General features: G+C 70.0%; 16 protein-coding genes. 15 read left to right on the forward strand and 1 reads right to left on the reverse strand.

What is annotated here, in order from left to right; all coding sequences use genetic code 11:
• The first annotated feature begins 321 nt into the window (after positions 1-321).
• The 11 genes from ACWCO8_RS16245 (at position 322) to ACWCO8_RS16295 (ending at position 13,154) form a co-directional block, all read left to right on the forward strand.
• Positions 322-1,941 carry a peptide ABC transporter substrate-binding protein gene (locus ACWCO8_RS16245; protein ID WP_362011064.1) on the forward strand — a complete coding sequence of 540 codons (1,620 nt, stop codon included), beginning with the start codon at positions 322-324 and terminating at the stop codon, positions 1,939-1,941.
• 126 nt (positions 1,942-2,067) lie between these two features.
• Positions 2,068-2,997, forward strand: coding sequence for an ABC transporter permease (locus ACWCO8_RS16250; RefSeq protein WP_362011067.1), 930 nt, complete (start codon positions 2,068-2,070; stop codon positions 2,995-2,997).
• Positions 2,990-3,934, forward strand: coding sequence for an ABC transporter permease (locus tag ACWCO8_RS16255; RefSeq protein WP_362011070.1), 945 nt, complete (start codon positions 2,990-2,992; stop codon positions 3,932-3,934). The genes ACWCO8_RS16250 and ACWCO8_RS16255 overlap by 8 nt, the downstream gene beginning before the upstream one ends.
• Positions 3,935-3,946: 12 nt before the next feature.
• Positions 3,947-5,005 carry an ABC transporter ATP-binding protein gene (locus tag ACWCO8_RS16260; RefSeq protein ID WP_451032730.1) on the forward strand — a complete coding sequence of 353 codons (1,059 nt, stop codon included), beginning with the start codon at positions 3,947-3,949 and terminating at the stop codon, positions 5,003-5,005.
• The gene (locus ACWCO8_RS16265) at positions 4,998-6,146 is read left to right on the forward strand and encodes an ABC transporter ATP-binding protein (RefSeq protein ID WP_451032731.1); all 1,149 of its coding nucleotides are present in this window, start codon (positions 4,998-5,000) and stop codon (positions 6,144-6,146) included. Before ACWCO8_RS16260 ends, ACWCO8_RS16265 begins: the two co-directional genes overlap by 8 nt.
• A 149-nt stretch (positions 6,147-6,295) precedes the next feature.
• On the forward strand, positions 6,296-7,921 hold the full coding sequence (locus ACWCO8_RS16270) for a peptide ABC transporter substrate-binding protein (protein WP_451032732.1): 1,626 nt from the start codon (positions 6,296-6,298) through the stop codon (positions 7,919-7,921).
• 82 nt (positions 7,922-8,003) lie between these two features.
• Positions 8,004-8,927, forward strand: a complete 924-nt coding sequence (locus ACWCO8_RS16275; protein WP_362011081.1) for an ABC transporter permease — start codon at positions 8,004-8,006, stop codon at positions 8,925-8,927.
• Positions 8,920-9,915: an ABC transporter permease gene (locus ACWCO8_RS16280; protein ID WP_362011083.1), complete on the forward strand. Its 996-nt coding sequence runs from the start codon at positions 8,920-8,922 to the stop codon at positions 9,913-9,915. Before ACWCO8_RS16275 ends, ACWCO8_RS16280 begins: the two co-directional genes overlap by 8 nt.
• Positions 9,916-9,921: 6 nt before the next feature.
• A complete protein-coding gene (locus ACWCO8_RS16285) occupies positions 9,922-10,896 on the forward strand; it encodes an ABC transporter ATP-binding protein (RefSeq protein WP_362011086.1) in 975 nt (324 codons plus the stop codon).
• Positions 10,889-12,022, forward strand: a complete 1,134-nt coding sequence (locus ACWCO8_RS16290) for an ABC transporter ATP-binding protein (protein ID WP_451032733.1) — start codon at positions 10,889-10,891, stop codon at positions 12,020-12,022. Before ACWCO8_RS16285 ends, ACWCO8_RS16290 begins: the two co-directional genes overlap by 8 nt.
• 211 nt (positions 12,023-12,233) lie before the next feature.
• Positions 12,234-13,154: a hypothetical protein gene (locus ACWCO8_RS16295; RefSeq protein WP_451032734.1), complete on the forward strand. Its 921-nt coding sequence runs from the start codon at positions 12,234-12,236 to the stop codon at positions 13,152-13,154.
• 6 nt (positions 13,155-13,160) lie between these two features.
• Here the strand turns inward: ACWCO8_RS16295 and ACWCO8_RS16300 are convergent, their stop codons facing one another.
• Positions 13,161-15,302 (reverse strand): prolyl oligopeptidase family serine peptidase, encoded by a 2,142-nt coding sequence (locus ACWCO8_RS16300; RefSeq protein ID WP_451032735.1) that lies wholly within the window; start codon positions 15,300-15,302, stop codon positions 13,161-13,163.
• Positions 15,303-15,476: 174 nt separating this feature from the next.
• On the opposite strand from ACWCO8_RS16300, the gene ACWCO8_RS16305 reads away from it, so the two are divergent.
• The 4 genes from ACWCO8_RS16305 (at position 15,477) to ACWCO8_RS16320 (ending at position 19,462) form a co-directional block, all read left to right on the forward strand.
• On the forward strand, positions 15,477-15,671 hold the full coding sequence (locus ACWCO8_RS16305) for a hypothetical protein (protein WP_137993529.1): 195 nt from the start codon (positions 15,477-15,479) through the stop codon (positions 15,669-15,671).
• Positions 15,672-15,737: 66 nt separating this feature from the next.
• Positions 15,738-16,652, forward strand: coding sequence for an N-acetyl-1-D-myo-inositol-2-amino-2-deoxy-alpha-D-glucopyranoside deacetylase (gene mshB / locus ACWCO8_RS16310; RefSeq protein WP_451032736.1), 915 nt, complete (start codon positions 15,738-15,740; stop codon positions 16,650-16,652).
• The gene (locus ACWCO8_RS16315; protein WP_451032737.1) at positions 16,649-16,993 is read left to right on the forward strand and encodes a DUF6113 family protein; all 345 of its coding nucleotides are present in this window, start codon (positions 16,649-16,651) and stop codon (positions 16,991-16,993) included. Before mshB ends, ACWCO8_RS16315 begins: the two co-directional genes overlap by 4 nt.
• Positions 16,994-17,179: 186 nt before the next feature.
• Positions 17,180-19,462: a hypothetical protein gene (locus tag ACWCO8_RS16320; RefSeq protein ID WP_451032738.1), complete on the forward strand. Its 2,283-nt coding sequence runs from the start codon at positions 17,180-17,182 to the stop codon at positions 19,460-19,462.
• The last annotated feature ends 52 nt before the right edge of the window (positions 19,463-19,514 follow it).

The raw sequence follows: 19,514 nt of genomic DNA on the forward strand, positions 1-19,514 counted from the left end.
AGGGTGTCCGGATATCGGCCGTCGCTCTCCGGAACGTGTGTTAACGGTCCGTTTCGCGGGTGTCTGTCTGTGATCGCTTTGTCCGGATTTCGGTCTCATGACCCCTGGCGATGTTGTCAAAACGAGACCACTTAAGTGTGGTTTACAGCCCGGACGTACTTAATAGTTGGCTGCATTGAGCTCGGGTCAATGGGTCACGCACTGTGGGGAGTGCCGACTCACGAGCACACTCGGGGCACATGGAGTGCAATGCCGTCAGGGGTGTCGGCGCACTCGGAGTGCCCTTCTTGTAGTGACAAGTGGACTCATGAGGAGGAACCCATGCGCGGTGCCAAGAGCGCCAAGTGGGTAGTGGGCGCGACCATCGTGGCCCTGGCAGCGACCGCCTGTGGCGGCGGCAGTGGCAAGGACGACAGCGCCTCGAAGGAGAAGGGCAAGCCCGCGGGCTATGTCTCGATCGACGTCGGTGAGCCCCAGAAGCCGCTGATCCCGGCCGACACCAATGAGTCGCTCGGTAGCTACGTCATCCAGTCGCTCTTCACGCAGCTGCTGGACTTCGACGCCTCGGGCAAGATCGTCTACACGAACGCCGAGTCGATCAAGACGACCGACTCCAAGACGTGGACGGTCAAGCTCAAGCCGGGCTGGAAGTTCCACGACGGCACCCCGGTCACGTCGGCGTCGTACGTCAAGGCGTGGAACTGGTACGCCAACATCGAGAACAAGCAGCAGAACGCCTTCTGGTTCGAGGACATCGCCGGCTACGGCGACGTCCACCCGGACAAGGGCGCCCCTGCCAAGAAGGAGATGTCGGGCCTCAAGGTCGTCGACGACACCACCTTCACCATCGAGCTGGCCAAGCCGGTCCCGTACTTCGAGTACAAGCTCGGCTACACCACCTGGGCCCCGCTGCCCGAGTCCTTCTACAAGGACCCGGCCGCGTTCGGTCAGAAGCCGGTCGGCAACGGTCCCTACATCTTCGAGAAGTGGGACCACAAGAAGCTCATCCAGGTCAAGGCCAACCCTGACTACCAGGGCCCGAACAAGGCCAAGAACAAGGGTGTCCTCTTCAAGAACTACGCGACCGTCGAGGCCGCGTACCAGGACCTCCTCTCCGGCAACCTGGACATGATCCGCCAGGTCGGCCCGAAGGACCTGCCGAAGTACAAGCAGGACCTCGGCGACCGCGCGATCGAGCAGCCCTACGCGGCCATCCAGAGCCTCGTCCCGACCTTCTACTCGAAGACCTTCAAGGGCATCAACCCGAAGGTCCTCCAGGGTCTGTCGATGGCGATCGACCGGGACACGATCACGAAGACCGTGCTCAACGGCACCCGCCAGCCGGCCACCAGCTTCATCCCGCAGGGTGTCGCCGGTAAGCAGGACCTCGGCAGCGACGTCTTCAAGTTCAACCCGGCCAAGGCCAAGCAGCTCGTCACCGAGGGCGGCGGCGTTCCGGACAACAAGATCTGGATCCAGTACAACGCCGACGGCGGCCACAAGGAGTGGATCACCGCGGTCTGCGAGTCGATCCGCAACTCCACCGGTGTGGACTGCATCCCGGACGCCAAGCCGGACTTCCAGACCGACCTGGAAGCGCGCGACAACAACCAGGTCAAGGCGATGTACCGCGGTGGCTGGGTCGCCGACTACCCGGTGAACGTCAACTTCATGCGTGAGCTGTACGGCACCACGGCCGAGGCGAACAACGGTCGCTTCTCGGACCCCGAGGTCGACGCCGCGTTCAAGAAGGGCGACAACGCCAAGTCCCTGGAAGAGTCGATCAAGCTCTACCAGGAGGCCGAGAAGCTCGTCCTCACGAAGATGCCGGCGATCCCGCTGTGGGAGTACAAGATCAACGGTGGCCACTCCGCGGCTGTCGACAACGTGACCGTCGACTTCCACGGCGACTTCAACATCACCGAAGTCACCACCAAGTAATCAGCCCCAAGGGCCCACCCCACTCGGCCGTCAGCCGCCACCGCAACTGGCGGTAGGCCCCCGGGGCCGGTTCCCACATCCTGGGACCGGCCCCGGGGGCTGTAGGTATTCATATCGGAGGCAAACATGGGGCGTTATGTCGCGCGGCGACTGCTCCAGATGATCCCGGTCTTCATCGGGTCAACCTTGCTGGTCTTCTCCATGATGTACGCGCTGCCCGGCGATCCCGTGCGCGCGCTCGCCGGAGAGCAGACCGTCGACCCGGCGCAGATCGCTGCGATGAAGAAGGATCTCGGGCTCGACCAGCCGCTCCTCGTGCAGTACGGGACCTACCTCGTCAACCTGCTCCAGGGCGACTTCGGCACGCAGATCGCCAGTGGACAACCGGTCGCGGACATCATCGCGGACGCGTTCCCCATCACGATCAGACTCACCCTGTTCGCCTTCACCTTCACCGCGCTCGTCGGTATCTCCCTCGGTGTCTTCGCCGGACTGAAGGCCGACACGCTCCGGGACCGCGGCCTGCTGGTCCTGACTCTGCTCCTCATCTCCGTTCCCTCGTTCGTCCTCGGCTTCCTGGCGCAGTACTTCTTCGCGCACCAGCTCGGCTGGGTCGACCCGAACGTGAGCGCCGTGGCGGACTGGAACGAACTGGTCCTGCCGGCCGTCGTGCTCGGTTCGCTGTCGCTGGCGTACGTCGCCCGCCTCACGCGTACCTCGATCGCCGAGAACCTGCGCTCCGACTACATGCGCACCGCGGTGGCCAAGGGCCTGCCGCGCCGCCGCATCATCGGCGTCCACCTGATGCGCAACTCGATGATCCCCGTCGTCACCTTCCTCGGCACCGACATCGGCGCCCTGATGGGCGGCGCGGTCGTCACCGAGGGCATCTTCAACGTCCAGGGCGTCGGCTACAACGTCTTCTCCGCGCTGAAGCACCGTGAAGGCGCCACCGTCGTGGGCATCGTGACCCTGATCGTGGTCGTCTATCTCGTCGCCAGCCTGCTCGTCGACCTGCTCTACGCGGTCCTGGACCCGAGGATCCGTTATGCCTGAGGCACTCAAGGAAGCTGTCGCCGGAGAGACTTCGGCGGACGTGTCCGCCGCGCAGCCGGTCGAGAAGCAGGAGAAGCCGCGCAGTCTCTGGTCGGACGCCTGGCACGACCTGCGCCGCAACCCGATCTTCCTGGTCTCCGCCGTGCTGATCGCGGTCCTGCTGACCATGGCCGTCTTCCCCGGCCTGTTCACCAGCGCCGACCCGCGCCACGCGGACCTCGCCAAGCACTACCTGCAGAAGCCCAATTGGGGCAGCTTCTTCGGCGAGGACTGGTTCGGTTACGACATCCAGGGCCGTTCGATCTACGCGCGTGTCATCTACGGTGCCCGCGCCTCGATCGCCGTCGCCGTCGTCGTCACCGTGCTCGTCACCGTCCTCGGCACGATCGTGGGCATGCTCGCCGGCTACTTCGGCGGCTGGGCGGACACGATCCTGTCCCGCATCACGGACATCTTCTTCGGTGTCCCCTTCATCCTCGGCGCGATGGTCGTCCTGACCTCCTTCGAGGAGCGCAAGCTCTGGGTCGTCATCCTCGCCCTGGCCTTCCTGGGCTGGACCCAGATCGCCCGAGTCGCCCGCGGCTCGGTGATCACCATCAAGCAGGCGGACTACGTGATGGCGGCCAAGGCGCTCGGCGCCTCCACCACGCGGATCCTGCTCCGGCACATCCTGCCGAACGCCATCGCCCCGGTCATCGTGGTCGCCACCATCGCGCTCGGCGGCTACATCTCGGCGGAGGCGACGCTCTCCTTCCTCGGTATCGGCCTCGCCGAGCCGACGGTCTCGTGGGGCGTCGACATCTCCTCGGGCCAGGAGCAGCTGCGCAACGCGGCGTTCGTCCTGATCATCCCGTCGGTCATGGTGTCGATCACCGTTCTGGCGTTCATCATGCTCGGCGATGCGGTTCGCAGCGCCCTCGACCCCAAGCTGCGCTAGGAGGGCGTACACGTGAGCCTCATCGACAAGACCGCGAACGTCCCCGCCCCGCGCGGCGGCGACGAGCACACCGGCCCGCTGCTCGAAGTCCGCGACCTGCACGTGGAGTTCCACACCCGCGACGGTGTGGCCAAGGCGGTCAACGGCGTCAACTACAGCGTCAACGCGGGCGAGACGCTCGCCGTGCTCGGCGAGTCCGGGTCCGGCAAGTCCGTCACCGCGCAGGCCATCATGGGCATCCTCGACATGCCGCCCGGCAAGATCCCCAAGGGTGAGATCTTCTTCCGCGGCGAGGACATGCTGAAGATGTCCGGCGAGGAGCGCCGGAAGATCCGTGGCCAGAAGATCGCGATGATCTTCCAGGACGCGCTCTCCTCCCTCAACCCGGTCCTCTCCGTCGGCTACCAGCTCGGCGAGATGTTCCGGGTGCACCACGGCCTCTCCAAGAAGGAGGCCAAGGCCAAGGCCATCGAGCTGATGGACAAGGTCAAGATCCCGGCCGCCGCGGCCCGGGTGAACGACTACCCCCACCAGTTCTCCGGCGGTATGCGCCAGCGCATCATGATCGCGATGGCGCTCGCCCTCGAGCCGGACCTGATCATCGCGGACGAGCCCACCACGGCGCTCGACGTGACCGTCCAGGCCCAGGTCATGGACCTGCTCGCGGAGCTCCAGCGCGAGTACAACATGGGCCTGATCCTGATCACCCACGACCTCGGCGTCGTCGCCGACGTCGCGGACAAGATCGCGGTCATGTACGCGGGCCGGATCGTCGAGACCGCGCCGGTCCACGAGCTGTACAAGCGCCCGGCCCACCCGTACACCCGGGGTCTGCTCGACTCGATCCCGCGCCTGGACCAGAAGGGCCAGGAGCTGTACGCGATCAAGGGCCTGCCGCCCAACCTGCTCCGCGTGCCCACCGGCTGCGCCTTCAACCCGCGCTGCCCCAAGGCCGACGACATCTGCCGCACGGAGATCCCGGCGCTCGCGCCGGTCACCGAGCAGGACGGCACGGAGCTGCCCGGCCGCGGCAGCGCCTGCCACTTCTGGAAGGAGACGATCCATGGCTGAGCTCAGCAAGAAGGACGAGGCCGCGGACGCGACTCCGAACGTCACCGAGGTCGAGACGGTCGACGCCGCCACCGAGGCGGAGGCCGTGGCCGCCATCGAGGCGCCCGTCGAGCGCGGTGAGCCGATCCTGCAGGTGCGCAACCTGGTCAAGCACTTCCCGCTGACCCAGGGCATCCTGTTCAAGAAGCAGGTCGGCGCGGTCAAGGCCGTGGACGGGGTCTCCTTCGACCTCTACCAGGGCGAGACCCTCGGCATCGTCGGCGAGTCCGGCTGTGGCAAGTCCACGGTCGCCAAGCTGCTGATGACCCTGGAGCGGGCCACCGCCGGCGAGGTCTTCTACAAGGGCCAGGACATCACCAAGCTGTCCGGCCGCGCGCTGAAGGCCGTCCGCCGGAACATCCAGATGGTGTTCCAGGACCCGTACACCTCGCTGAACCCGCGTATGACGGTCGGCGACATCATCGGTGAGCCCTTCGACATCCACCCCGAGGTGGCCCCGAAGGGCGACCGCCGCCGCCGGGTGCAGGAGCTGCTCGATGTGGTCGGTCTGAACCCCGAGTACATCAACCGCTACCCGCACCAGTTCTCCGGTGGTCAGCGCCAGCGCATCGGCATCGCCCGCGGCCTCGCGCTCAACCCGGAGATCATCATCTGCGACGAGCCGGTCTCGGCCCTGGACGTCTCGGTCCAGGCGCAGGTCATCAACCTGATGGAGAAGCTGCAGGACGAGTTCAACCTCTCCTACGTCTTCATCGCCCACGACCTGTCGATCGTCCGGCACATCTCGGACCGGGTCGGCGTGATGTACCTCGGCAAGATGGCCGAGATCGGTACGGACACGCAGATCTACGACCACCCGACGCACCCCTACACCCAGGCGCTGCTCTCGGCGGTCCCGGTCCCGGACCCGGACGCGCGTGAGGGACGCGAGCGGATCATCCTCACCGGAGACGTCCCCTCGCCGGCCAACCCGCCGTCGGGCTGCCGCTTCCGCACCCGGTGCTGGAAGGCGCAGGACAAGTGCTCCACCGAGGTGCCGCTGCTCGCCATCCCGGAGCGCTTCCAGGGTCAGGACACCCCGGCCGCGCACGAGTCGGCGTGCCACTTCGCCGAGGAGAAGGACGTCGTCCACGCGTCGTAGTTCTCCCGCTGTGCATCGAGGGCGCCCCGGCCATGACGGCCGGGGCGCCCTCGCGCTTCTCTCCTTACGGGTGTCGTTAAGGTGCATACCGCCCGCACTCGGGTGATATTGGGGCTCTCGGTACATACCAGGACCTCGGGAGGCACCTCATGCGCGGAGCCACGCACGCCAAGTGGGCCGCAGTGGCCGTAGCCGTCGCCCTCACGGCCACGGCCTGCGGCGGCGGAGACGATGGCGGAGGTGGTGGCGCGGACGGTGTCGTGAGCTCCTCGTGGGGCGACCCGCAGAACCCGCTGGAGCCCGCGAACACCAACGAGGTGCAGGGCGGCAAGGTCCTCTCGATGATCTTCCGGGGGCTCAAGCAGTACGACCCGAAGACCGGCGCGGCCACGGACATGCTCGCCGAGAAGATCGAGACCACGGACTCCACGAACTTCACCATCACCGTCAAGGACGGCTGGACCTTCTCCAACGGCGAGGCGGTCACCGCGAGCTCCTTCGTGGACGCCTGGAACTACGGCGCCAGCCTGAAGAACAACCAGAAGAACGCCAGCTTCTTCGGCCAGATCGAGGGCTACGACCAGGTCCACCCCGAGAAGGGCGAGCCGACCGCCGACACGATGTCAGGTCTCAAGGTCGTCAACCCCCAGACCTTCACGGTCAAGCTCACCCAGAAGTTCTCCACCTGGCCTGACACCCTCGGCTACGCGGCCTTCTCCCCGCTCCCGAAGGCCTTCTTCGACGACCACGCGGCCTGGCTGAACCAGCCCGTCGGCAACGGCCCGTACACGGTCTCCTCGTACGCCAAGGGCTCCCAGATGGAGCTGAAGCGCTGGGACCAGTACCCCGGCGACGACAAGGCGCAGAACGGCGGTGTGACCCTCAAGGTCTACACCGACAACAACACCGCCTACACCGACCTGACGGCCGGCAACCTCGACCTCGTCGACGACGTGCCCGCCTCGCAGCTCAAGAACGTCCAGGCGGACCTCGGCGACCGGTACATCAACGTCCCGGCCGGCATCATCCAGACCCTCGGCTTCCCCTTCTACGACCCGGCGTGGAACAAGCCCGGTCAGGAGAAGCTCCGCCAGGGCCTCTCGATGGCGATCAACCGCCAGCAGATCACCGACACCATCTTCCAGAAGACCCGCACCCCCGCCGTCGACTGGACCTCCCCGGTCCTCGGCGAGGACGGCGGCTTCAAGGACGTCTGCGGCGACTTCTGCAAGTACGACGCGGCGGAGGCGAAGAAGCTGGTCGCCGAGGGCGGCGGCATCCCCGGCGGCACGATGAAGATCTCGTACAACGCCGACACCGGCTCCCACAAGGAGTGGGTGGACGCCGTCTGCAACTCCATCAACAACGCCCTCGGCAACAACCGGGCCTGCGTCGGCAACCCGATCGGCACCTTCGCGGACTTCCGCAGCCAGGTCTCCACGCAGAAGATGCCCGGCCCGTTCCGGGCCGGCTGGCAGATGGACTACCCCCTCATCCAGAACTTCCTGCAGCCGCTGTACTACACGAACGCCTCGTCCAACGACGGCAAGTACACCGACCCGGAGTTCGACAAGCTCGTCGACCAGGCCAACGCCGAGTCCGACATCGGCAAGGCCGTCGAGACCTTCCAGCAGGCCGAGGAGGTCCTCCGCGACGACATGGGCGCGATCCCGCTCTGGTACCAGAACGGCAGCGCCGGCTACTCCGACCGGGTCTCCAACGTGACCCTCAACCCCTTCAGCGTTCCGGTCTACGACCAGATCAAGGTCAACTGACGCAGCGCGTCGGCGGGCGGCCCGGCGCGGTGTCTCCCCGCGCGCCGGGCCGTACGCCTACCCCACACCCCCGGAGCCCCCCATGGGTCGTTATGTGATCCGGCGTCTGCTGCAGATGATCCCGGTCTTCATCGGCGCCACCCTGCTGATCTTCCTGATGGTGACCGTGATGGGCGACCCCATCGCGGGCCTCTGCGGCGACCGCGCCTGCGATCCCGCGACCGCCGCCCAGCTGGAGAAGGAGTTCGGCCTCGACAAGCCCGTCTGGCAGCAATACCTGACCTACATGGGCAACATCTTCACCGGCGACTTCGGTACGGCCTTCAACGGCCAGCCGGTGACCGAGCTGATGGCCAGCGCCTTCCCCGTCACCATCCGGCTGACCATCGTGGCGATCCTCTTCGAGATCGTCATCGGCATCAGCCTCGGCGTCCTGACGGGCCTCAAGCGCGGCCGCCCCGTCGACACCACCGTGCTGCTGCTGACCCTGGTCGTCATCTCGATCCCGACCTTCGTCACCGGTCTGCTGCTCCAGCTCCTCCTCGGCGTGAAGTGGGGCTGGATCAAGCCCGCCGTCTCCTCCGAGGCCACCTTCGACGAGCTGATCGTCCCCGGCCTCGTCCTCGCCTCCGTCTCCCTGGCGTACGTCACCCGGCTCACCCGGACCTCGATCGCGGAGAACAAGCGCGCCGACTACGTCCGTACCGCCGTCGCCAAGGGCCTGCCGCGCCACCGGGTCATCACCCGCCACCTGCTGCGCAACAGCCTCATCCCCGTGGTCACCTTCATCGGCGCCGACATCGGCGCGCTGATGGGCGGCGCGATCGTGACGGAGCGGATCTTCAACATCCACGGCGTCGGCTACCAGCTCTACCAGGGCATCGTCCGGCAGAACACCCAGACCGTCGTCGGCTTCGTGACCGTCCTCGTCATCGTCTTCCTGCTGGCCAACCTCCTGGTCGACCTCCTGTACGCCGTCCTTGACCCGAGGATCCGCTATGCCTGAGCCGCTTAAGCCGCATGAGCCGTTCGACGACGGGCGCGCCATCGACCACACGGGCGCGGGCGCCGGCACGGACCTCGCCATGGAGGAGGGCGAGTCCCTCGAGAAGACCCCGGGCGGCCCACTCGGCACGGGACCGGCCGGCAAGCCGCGCTCGCTCTGGTCCGACGCCTGGCACGACCTGCGCCGCAACCCGGTCTTCATCATCTCGGGCCTGATCATCCTCTTCCTCGTGATCATCTCCATCTGGCCGTCCCTGATCGCCAGCGGAGACCCCCTCCAGTGCGACCTGTCCAAGGCCCAGGAGGGCTCCCAGCCCGGCCACCCGTTCGGCTTCAACGGCCAGGGCTGCGACGTGTACACCCGTACGGTCTACGGCGCCCGGACCTCCGTCGCCGTCGGCGTCCTCGCCACCCTCGGCGTCGCGATCCTCGGCTCCCTCCTCGGCGGCCTCGCGGGCTTCTTCGGCGGCGGCTGGGACGCGGTCCTCTCCCGGATCACCGACGTCTTCTTCGCCATCCCCGTCGTCCTCGGCGGCCTGGTCCTGCTGTCGGTCGTCACCAGCGCCACCATCTGGCCCGTCATCGGCTTCATGATCCTGCTCGGCTGGCCGCAGATCTCCCGCATCGCCCGCGGCTCGGTCATCACCGCCAAGCAGAACGACTACGTGCAGGCGGCCCGCGCGCTCGGCGCCTCCAACTCCCGCATGCTGCTGCGCCACATCACGCCCAACGCCGTCGCCCCGGTCATCGTCGTGGCGACCATCGCCCTCGGTACGTACATCTCGCTCGAAGCGACCCTGTCGTACCTCGGCGTCGGCCTGAAGCCGCCGACCGTCTCCTGGGGCATCGACATCTCCTCGGCCTCGCAGTACATCCGCAACGCCCCGCACATGCTGCTCTGGCCGGCGGGCGCGCTCGCCATCACCGTGCTCGCGTTCATCATGCTCGGCGACGCGGTGCGCGACGCCCTCGACCCGAAGCTGAGGTAGGCGCCCATGCTGCTCGAAGTGCGCGATCTGCACGTGGAGTTCCACACCCGGGACGGCGTGGCCAAGGCGGTCAACGGGGTCAGCTATTCGGTCGACGCGGGCGAGACCCTGGCCGTCCTCGGCGAGTCGGGCTCCGGGAAGTCCGTCACCGCCCAGGCGATCATGGGCATCCTCGACATCCCGCCCGGGAAGATCACCGACGGCGAGATCCTCTTCCAGGGCAGCGACCTGCTGAAGCTCAAGGAGGACGAGCGGCGCAAGGTCCGCGGCGCGAAGATGGCGATGATCTTCCAGGACGCGCTGTCCTCCCTCAACCCCGTGATCAGCGTCGGCGACCAGCTCGGCGAGATGTTCCAGGTCCACCAGGGCCTGTCCCGCAAGGACTCCCGCGCCAAGGCCGTCGAGCTGATGGACCGGGTCCGCATCCCCGCCGCCAAGGAGCGGGTCGGGCAGTACCCGCACCAGTTCTCCGGCGGCATGCGCCAGCGCATCATGATCGCGATGGCGCTCTCCCTCGAACCCGACCTGATCATCGCGGACGAGCCGACCACCGCCCTCGACGTGACCGTCCAGGCACAGGTCATGGACCTCCTCGCCGAGCTCCAGCGCGAGCTCAACATGGGCCTCATCCTCATCACCCACGACCTCGGCGTCGTCGCCGACGTCGCCGACAAGATCGCCGTGATGTACGCGGGCCGGATCGTCGAGACCGCCCCCGTCCACGAGATCTACAAGGCCCCCGCGCACCCCTACACCCGGGGTCTGCTCGACTCGATCCCGCGCCTGGACCAGAAGGGCCAGGAGCTGTACGCGATCAAGGGCCTGCCCCCGAACCTGCTCGCCATCCCGCCCGGCTGCGCCTTCAACCCGCGCTGCCCGCTGGCCAGGGACGTCTGCCGCACCGACGAACCGCCCCTGTACGACGTGTCGGAGGAACGCCGCAGCGCGTGCCACTTCTGGCAGGAGGCCCTCCGTGGCTGAGCCGATTCTCCAGGTCCGCGACCTGCACAAGCACTACCCGCTCACCCGGGGCATCGTCATCAAGAAGCAGGTCGGCGCGGTCAAGGCCGTCGACGGCGTCGACTTCGACCTGACGGCGGGGGAGACCCTCGGCATCGTCGGCGAGTCCGGCTGCGGCAAGTCGACCGTCGCGAAGATGCTCGTCAACCTGGAGCGCCCGACGTCCGGTTCGATCCGCTACAAGGGCGACGACATCACCACGCTGTCGCCCAAGGCGCTCCGCGCGGTCCGCCGCAACATCCAGATGGTCTTCCAGGACCCGTACACCTCGCTGAACCCGCGCATGACGGTCGGCGACATCATCGGGGAGCCGTACGAGATCCACCCCGAGGTCGCCCCCAAGGGGGACCGGCGGCGGAAGGTCCAGGACCTGCTCGACGTCGTCGGCCTCAACCCCGAGTACATCAACCGCTATCCGCACCAGTTCTCCGGCGGCCAGCGGCAGCGCATCGGCATCGCGCGCGGCCTCGCGCTCCAGCCGGAGATCATCGTCGCCGACGAGCCGGTCTCGGCCCTCGACGTCTCCGTGCAGGCGCAGGTCGTGAACCTCCTGGAGAAGCTCCAGAACGAGTTCAGCCTGTCGTACGTCTTCATCGCCCACGACCTGTCGATCGTGCGGCACATCTCCGACCGGGTCGGCGTCATGTACCTCGGCCGGATCGTCGAGATCGGCACCGACAGCCAGATCTACGAGCACCCCACGCACCCCTACACCCAGGCCCTGCTGTCGGCGGTCCCGGTGCCCGACCCGGACGCGCGGGAGCACCGCGAGCGCATCATCCTCAGCGGTGACGTGCCCTCGCCGGCCAACGTCCCCTCCGGGTGCCGCTTCCGCACCCGCTGCTGGAAGGCGCAGGAGCGCTGCACGCTCGAAGTCCCGGAGCTGGCGGTCCCGGCGGTCTTCCGGCTCACCGACTCCCCGGCCAAGCACGACTCGGCGTGCCACTTCGCGGAGGAGAAGCACGTGGTGCCGACGGAGGAGGAGTTGGGGAAGCCGGGGGTGGAGCGGGGGAAGCCGGAGGAGGGGCTGAGGAAGCCGCAGGAGCCCGGGGAGCTGGGCGGGCAGCAGGAGGGCAATTCCGGATGAATGGTCGTCAAATTCGTTAACGAACAGGCAACTCGGCCGACCCGGATCCGATATACGAACGCGCCAAGCTCGACAGCGTACGGCCGTGCGGGTGCCGTAGGCCGGCCGGAGCGCGCCATGTCGCCCCGGCCGGCCGACACCGCCCTCCACTTGCCGGTCGAATATGCGGAACCGCTTGTTTCGACGCGTGGTAGCCGTGAGTATCGGCTCCGTGACAGTGACACGACCGGCACGTCTCACCGGCGCCGCACTGTGCGGCGCGCTCGCGCTCGTCATCGTCGTCTGGCTCCTGCGGGACCTCGCGGCCTTCGGCTCGCTCGCCGATCTCGGCTGGTACTGGGCCGGGGACCACGCCTTCCTGCTCCGGAGCAGGTCCGCCACGTCGCTGCTCGACCCCCTCCTGCTCCTCGCCTACACGGCCACCGCGCTCGCCGCGCTCCGGTCCTCCCTCGCCGGACCCGCGCTCGCCGCCGCCGGAGCCCTCACGCTCGCGCTGCGGCTCCCCGGCCTCTGGGCCACCGGCGTCGACGCGCTCGTGACGACCCTCCTCACGCTCGCCCTCGCCTCCGGACTCGTCGTCACCGCCGCCCTGGGTCGCCAACCCGCCTCCGAGCCGCCGCCCCGCCCCCGTACGGGCCCCGCCGTCGCCGCAGGGGTGTTATGCGCGGTCGCCGCGATCGTGTGGGTGGCCTGGGAGGTGCACTGGGCGCGCGCCCTGCCGGTCGAGGCGACCGTCGACCGGTTCACCGGCGGCCGCTCGCTCCTCCTGCCCGCGCTCGCGGTCCCGCCGGCCTGGCTCAGCGTGATGCTCGCCGCCCTCTTCCTGGCCGCCGCGGGCAGCGCCTTCGCCCGCGCCCCGCACGCCCGGCCCCTCGGTCTGCTCGCGGGGCTGCTCCTGGCGGGCGGCGGGCTCGCCGGGGTCGCCACGGCGTTACGGACCGGGTGGGCCGCCCACCTCGCCGGCCTGGACGACACCGGCCGGCTCGCCCTCGCCACCTCCGCGTACGGGCTGCTCGCCGGGGCCGCCGTGCTCGTCCTGCTCTCCGTGCGCGGCGCGCCCCACCCCGCACCCCGGCGCCCGGTCGCCGCCCTGCCACCGGCCCCGCCGCACCCCCGCCCACCGGGCTGGTGACGGGACCTAGCTCCCCATCCCCAGCGAGCGCTTCAGGAACTCCACCTGAAGCAGCAGCAGGTTCTCCGCCACCTGCTCCTGCGGGGTCATGTGCGTCACGCCCGTCAGCGGCAGCACCTCATGGGGGCGGCCCGCCGCGAGCAGCGCCGAGGAGAGCCGGAGCGTATGGGCGACCACCACATTGTCGTCGGCCAGGCCGTGGATGATCATCATCGGCCGCGCGGGCTCCTCGGCCGCCACCAGGCCGTCGTCGGTGACCAGCGAGTTCGCCGCGTACACCTCCGGGTTGTCCTGGGGCGTCCCCAGGTACCGCTCGGTGTAGTGGGTGTCGTAGAGCCGGAAGTCCGTCACCGGGGCGCCCACCACGGCCGCGTGGAAGACGTCGGGCCTGCGCAGCGCCCCGAGCGCGGCGAGATAGCCGCCGTACGACCAGCCCCGGATCGCCACCCGCTCCAGGTCGAGCGGGAAGTCCTTCGCCAGCGCGTGCAGCGCCTCGATCTGGTCGTCCAGGGTCGGCATCAGGTCGTTCTTGATCGCCTTCTCCCAGCCGGGCGAGCGGCCCGGAGCGCCCCGCCCGTCCGCCACGATCACCGCGAAGCCCTGGTCGGCGAACCACTGCGAGGTCAGGTGCGGATTGTGCGCGGCGACCACCCGCTGGCCGTGCGGACCGCCGTACGGATCCATCAGGACGGGAAGCGGCCCGTCCCCTTCCGCGTACCCGGAGGGGAGCAGCACGGCGCACGGAATCCGCCGTGCGCCCCCCTCGACGAGTCGCACCCCCGCCGAGAGCACCGGCGTCTCCGCGTACGAGGCGATCACCGCGACCTGCTCGCCGTCCCGCAGCACCCGCGCCACGCTCCCGGGCGCGTCGGGCCGCGCCGAGACCAGCACCGTCACCCCGCCGCCGCGCACCGCCGAGTGGACCCCCACGCCCTCCGAGACCCGCTCCACGCCCCGCTCGTCGACCCGGTACACATGGATCTCCCCGGTCTCCGGCTCCGCCCGCTCCTCGCCCGCGGAGGCCGACACCAGGACGCCGTCGTCCCCGATGTCCAGGACCGCGCGGACCTGCAGCGCCGCCCCCGTCAGCGCCCGGTCCCCGACCGCGAGCACCCGCGCCCCGCCCTCGTCGGCGATCCGCACGAGCCGCCCGTCCGGGGCCCACGCCGGCGCCCCCGGCAGCAGCTCCAGCCACACCGGGTCCTCGTCCGCGTGCACCGTCCGCGTCGCCCCGGTCGCCGGGTCCACCGCCAGATGCAGCTGCGTCCGCTGGTCCCGCGCCTGGACGAGCAGCAGCGGAGCCCCGTCCGCCGACCAGTGCACGCGCGCCAGATACGGGTACCGCTCCCGGTCCCACTCGACCTCGGTACGCTCCCCGGCCAGATCCACCACGTACAGCCGCACCTCCGCGTTCGGCGTCCCCGCCGCCGGGTACGGCACCACCTGCGGCTCCCGCTCCGGGTGCGCGGGGTCGGCGATCCACCAGCGCCGTACGGACCGGTCATGGGCCCGCGCCACCAGGAGCCGGTCCGAGTCGGGCGACCACCAGAAGCCGCGCGAGCGGCCCATCTCCTCCGCGGCCACGAACTCCGCGAGCCCATACGTGGTGTGCGCGTCCTCCGGGTCCGCGAGCGCCCGGTCGCCCGCCCCGTCCGCGCCCGTCACCCGCAGCGCGCCGCCCACCACATAGGCCACGTGGCGCCCGTCCGGCGACGGCCTGGGGTCGATCACCGGGCCGGGCACCGGGAGTTCCCGCGAGGTCCCCGCCCGCAGCTCCGCCGCGAACAGCCGCCCCGAGAGTGCGAAAGCGGCCAACTCCACGGCCGCGTCCACCGCGTACCCCACGATCCCGCCCGACCCCTCGCGGCTCCGCTCCCGCCGGGCCCGCTCCTCCGCCGACAACTCCTCGGCGGCGCCCGCGAGGAGGGCCTCCGGGTCCGCCGCGAGCCGCTCCCGCGGCTCGTCCGTCAGGTCGAGGACCCAGAGCGCGTGGGACCGGTCCGTCCCCGACGACGACCGTACGAACACCACGCGTTCACCGTCCGGGGAGACCGTGAACGTGCGCGGAACGCCCAGCGTGAAGCGCTGCGTCCGGGCGTACTGGCGGGGGAACGAGAGCGGATGCGACGGCAGTTGCGTGGAGGTCATGCGACCGAAACTAGCGCTGTGCGCCCCCTCTGTGCCTCCGTACACCATCAATGCGGTGCCACACATAGTTATGATCCGTAGCGCTAGGTGGGTAGGGGTCACCTGACATCTGGCACATGCTCGCCGACCTGACCGTCCGAATATCCGACCGATGAAGTGTGGAGGTGAACCGCCGTGGCACTCTCGATTTCGGCGGTGGTGCTGCTGGCGATCGTCGTCTTCCTGCTGATCCGGAAATCCGGGCTGAAGGCTGGACATGCGGCGGTCTGCGCGCTCCTGGGGTTCTACCTGGCGAGCTCGTCCATCGCCCCGTCCATCAGCACGCTCACCACGAACGTGGCGGGCATGATCGGCGGCCTCAAGTTCTGAGCCGCTTCCGAGCCTCGCGCTCGGGGGTGCCCGGCGGTCCCCGGCCCCGCCTCGTAGGGTGGGGCCATGACGGTTCTCCCAGCCCGTCGTCTGCTCCTGGTGCACGCGCACCCCGACGACGAGTCGATCAACAACGGCGCCACCATGGCCAGGTACGCGGCCGAGGGCGCCCAGGTCACGCTCGTGACCTGCACACTCGGCGAGGAGGGCGAGGTCATCCCGCCCGGGCTCGCCCATCTCGCGCCCGACCGGGAGGACCGGCTCGGGCCCCATCGCGTCGGCGAGCTCGCCGACGCGATGAAGGAGCTGGGCGTCACCGACCACCGCTTCCTCGGCGGCCCCGGCCGCTTCCGCGACTCCGGGATGATGGGCGTCGAGCAGAACCGTCGCGCGAACGCCTTCTGGAACACGGACGTCGACACCGCCGCCGCGTACCTCGTCGAGATCGTCCGCGAGACCCGTCCGCAGGTCCTGGTCACCTACGACCCCGACGGCGGCTACGGCCACCCCGACCACATCCAGGCCCACCGCGTCGCCATGCGCGCCGCCGAGCTGGCCGAGGACCCCGCGTACCGCCCCGACCTCGGCCCGGCCCACACGATCGCGAAGATCTACTGGAACCGCGTCCCGCGCCCGCTCGCCGAGGCCGCCTTCGCCCGGCTGCGCACCGAGGGCGCCGGCTTCCCCGGGATCGCCGACATCGACGACGTGCCGGGAGTCGTCGACGAGTCCCTGATCAGCGCGGAGATCGACGGCGACACGGCCTGGGCGGCCCGCAAGACCGCCGCGATGCGCGCCCACGCCACCCAAATCGCCGTCGAGGGCCCGTTCTTCGCGCTCTCGAACAATCTGGGGCAGCCCATCCTCACCACGGAGCACTACCAGTTGGTCAGGGGTACGCCGGGCGCGCCGGAGGGCGTGCGCGAGACGGACCTGTTCGCGGGTGTGGAGCCGGGCTCCGAGCGGGACGGGGGCGTGTGAGCGTGCGGATCGTCTGGTACGTCGTCCTGGTCGTCCTCGGCGCACTCGTGGCCGTCGCGGGCTCGTTCGTCCAAAACGCCTGGTTCCCCGGCGGGTTGATCCTCGCCCTCCTCGCCACCGCCGCCGTCTTCTACGGCGGGCTGCGGGCCACCGAGACCCAGCTCGGCGTCGTGGCCCCGGGGGCGGGCTGGCTCGTCACCATCGTGCTGCTCAGCCTCGGACGCCCGGAAGGCGACGGGGTCTTCGGCGGCGGGGTCGCCGAGATGATCTTCCTGCTCGGCGGCATGGCGATCGCTGTGATCTGCGCCACGATGTCGCGGCTCGTCCGACCGGCCCCGTGAACAGCGTGACTTGAGCGAAGCTTCGGTGAAGGGGTGCCCGGCTTCGGCCGGATTGCCCCCACCTGGGTCCCCGGTCGTAGGGTGCCTGTCCGCCCCGCCCAGTATGGTGGTGCGCGCCGCCGAGCCGCCCGGGTACACGAGCACCAGCAAGAGAGCGGGCGGTGGAGCCAACCGGGAGATCCTGCTTTGAGTCGTGAAACTGGTCGAGACACCGATAGTTCGTCCTCCGGCGCCCAGGGGCGTGGTGGAGCCGCGTACCCGTCGGGTACACCGCCGTACGGATCCCGCCAGTATCCGTCGCTCCACCCCACGCAGGACGGGCCCGACGAGACGGCCGGTGCCGCAGCCGCGCCGCCCGCTCCTCCGCAGCCGGAAGAGCCCAGGACCGAGACCACGCTGACCACGCGCATCCGGATCAACATCCCGGGTTCGCGGCCGATCCCGCCCGTGGTCGTCCGCAAGCCGGTCGGCGACAGCGCCTCGGACTCCACGCCCGCCCCGGCCGCCGACGCCTCGGCACCGGCCCCCGCGCCGGAGGCCCCGGCCGCCCCGGCGCCGGCTCCCGTGGAGCCGCCCAAGGCCGAGGACAAGCCGACCAGCGACTGGTTCGCCCCGCGCAAGTCGGCCGCCCCCGAGGCGCCTTCCGCCCCGGCTCCGTCGGCCCCGGCCGGTCCGGGAGCTCCGGGCGCGCAGTCGGGCCTGGCGGGTCTGTCCCAGCCCTCCGCGCCCGCCTCCGGTCCCGGTGCGCCGCGTCCGGGCGCTTCCGGTCCGCGCCCCGGAGGCCCGGCCGGTGCGCCTCCGGCGGGCGTACGGCCCCCGGCCACGGGCGGCCCGACGCGCGGTTCCGGCTTCGCCGGTCCCGCGACGGGCGGCATCCCGAAGGTCGGCGGCGCGTCGATCTCGGCCACGCCCGCGTCCGGTACGCCGATGTTCCTCTCGACCCCGCCGCAGGACGAGGCCGCGTACGGCCCCGACGGCGCCCCCTACGCGCAGGGCGGGCCGCAGGGCCCCGCCGGCCCGAACGCCCCCACCGGCCCCACCACGGGCCCGGCGACGGGCAACGCCGCACTCGGCACCGGCCCTATGGGCGGTGGCCCCATGGGCGGTGCGCCCATGGGTGGCGGCCCCATGTCCGGCGGCCCCGTCGCGGGCAACCCGCTGGCAGGCCTCGGCCCCAGCCCCAGCCAGAACCCCATGGCCGGCAACCCGCTGGCGGTCGGTGACCCCTTCGGGGGAGCGCCGCGCATGTCCGACGACACGGCCGTCCTGACGCCCCAGAACGCCGGACCGATGACCCCGGGCGCCCCCGGCCAGACGCAGCCGCCCGGCGGCCACGTCTCCGGGGACACGCTCTCCAGCGGCATCCCGGTCGTCCCCTCGGGCCCCGACATGACGCCCCGCGCCCCGGAGCGCGGCTTCTCGACCCCCGAGTACGTCGGCGGCGCCCCGGCCGAGCCGCGCCCCGCGCCCTCGTCCCCGGCCCCCGCCGCCTCCCCGGCCCGCTCCTCCGCCCCGCCGAAGAAGGGCCGCTCCAAGCTGGTCCTCGTCGGCGCAGGCGTCTTCGGCCTGGTCGGTGTCGCCTACGGCGCCGGGCTGCTCCTCAACCACTCCGACGTCCCCAAGGGCACGACCGTCCTCGGTGTCGACATCGGCGGCGGTACGAAGGAGGAGGGGGTCAACAAGCTGGAGGCCGCCCTCGGCAAGCGGGCCCACGCCCCGCTCCAGCTCAACGTCGGCGGCAAGACCGTCACGCTCGCCCCGGACAAGGCCGGTCTCTCCCTGGACAGCCAGGAGACCGTCCGCGCGGCGGCGGGCAGCGACTACAACCCGGTCTCCGTGATCGGCTCCCTCTTCGGCGGCGAGCGCGTCGCCCAGCCGAAGCTCCCGGTCGACGAGGAGAAGCTGGCCGTCGCCCTGCGCGACGTGGCCGGTGTCTCCGGCTCGGCGACCGAGGGGACGATCACGTTCGCCCCCAACAAGGTCACCGCCGTCGAGGGCAAGCCGGGCAAGGGCCTGGACGTCGCCCGTTCGATGCTCTTCGTCAAGGACGCGTTCCGCGCCCAGGTCGAGACGGGCAAGGCCAAGACCGTCGAGCTGCCGGTCGTCACCCGCCAGCCGTCGGTCACCAAGGCGGAGCTGGACCGGGCGATGAAGGAGTTCGCCCAGCCCGCGATGTCCGACGCGATCGTGATCAAGGCGGGCGCGAAGGAGATCAAGTTCGGCCCGGCGCGCTCGCTCCCGCAGATCCTCTCCATGAAGGCCGTCGAGGGCCGTCTGGTGGAGGTCTACGACAAGAAGGCGATCGACCGGCTCCTGGACGGCGTCTTCGACGGCATCATGATCACCAAGGCCGACGGCAAGAAGCACCAGGTCTCCGCCGACGACGTCGCGTTCGTCATGCGCGACGCGCTGATGGGCAAGACCACGGCCGAGCGGACGAAGACGATCGACCTCACCGGCCAGGGCTGAGGCACGGCAGACGGAAGGGCCCGTCCCACCGGTCCATGACCGGCGGGACGGG

The organism is Streptomyces sp. NPDC001927, from assembly GCF_053594455.1.

Bases quoted from the DNA above. Each gene is read 5' to 3' on its own strand.
- mshB (WP_451032736.1), top strand. From the start codon at position 15,738: ATGACGGTTCTCCCAGCCCGTCGTCTGCTCCTGGTGCACGCGCACCCC.
- ACWCO8_RS16275 (WP_362011081.1), top strand. From the start codon at position 8,004: ATGGGTCGTTATGTGATCCGGCGTCTGCTGCAGATGATCCCGGTCTTC.
- ACWCO8_RS16280 (WP_362011083.1), top strand. From the start codon at position 8,920: ATGCCTGAGCCGCTTAAGCCGCATGAGCCGTTCGACGACGGGCGCGCC.
- ACWCO8_RS16250 (WP_362011067.1), top strand. From the start codon at position 2,068: ATGGGGCGTTATGTCGCGCGGCGACTGCTCCAGATGATCCCGGTCTTC.
- ACWCO8_RS16265 (WP_451032731.1), top strand. From the start codon at position 4,998: ATGGCTGAGCTCAGCAAGAAGGACGAGGCCGCGGACGCGACTCCGAAC.
- ACWCO8_RS16285 (WP_362011086.1), top strand. From the start codon at position 9,922: ATGCTGCTCGAAGTGCGCGATCTGCACGTGGAGTTCCACACCCGGGAC.
- ACWCO8_RS16300 (WP_451032735.1), bottom strand. From the start codon at position 15,302: ATGACCTCCACGCAACTGCCGTCGCATCCGCTCTCGTTCCCCCGCCAG.
- ACWCO8_RS16255 (WP_362011070.1), top strand. From the start codon at position 2,990: ATGCCTGAGGCACTCAAGGAAGCTGTCGCCGGAGAGACTTCGGCGGAC.
- ACWCO8_RS16270 (WP_451032732.1), top strand. From the start codon at position 6,296: ATGCGCGGAGCCACGCACGCCAAGTGGGCCGCAGTGGCCGTAGCCGTC.
- ACWCO8_RS16245 (WP_362011064.1), top strand. From the start codon at position 322: ATGCGCGGTGCCAAGAGCGCCAAGTGGGTAGTGGGCGCGACCATCGTG.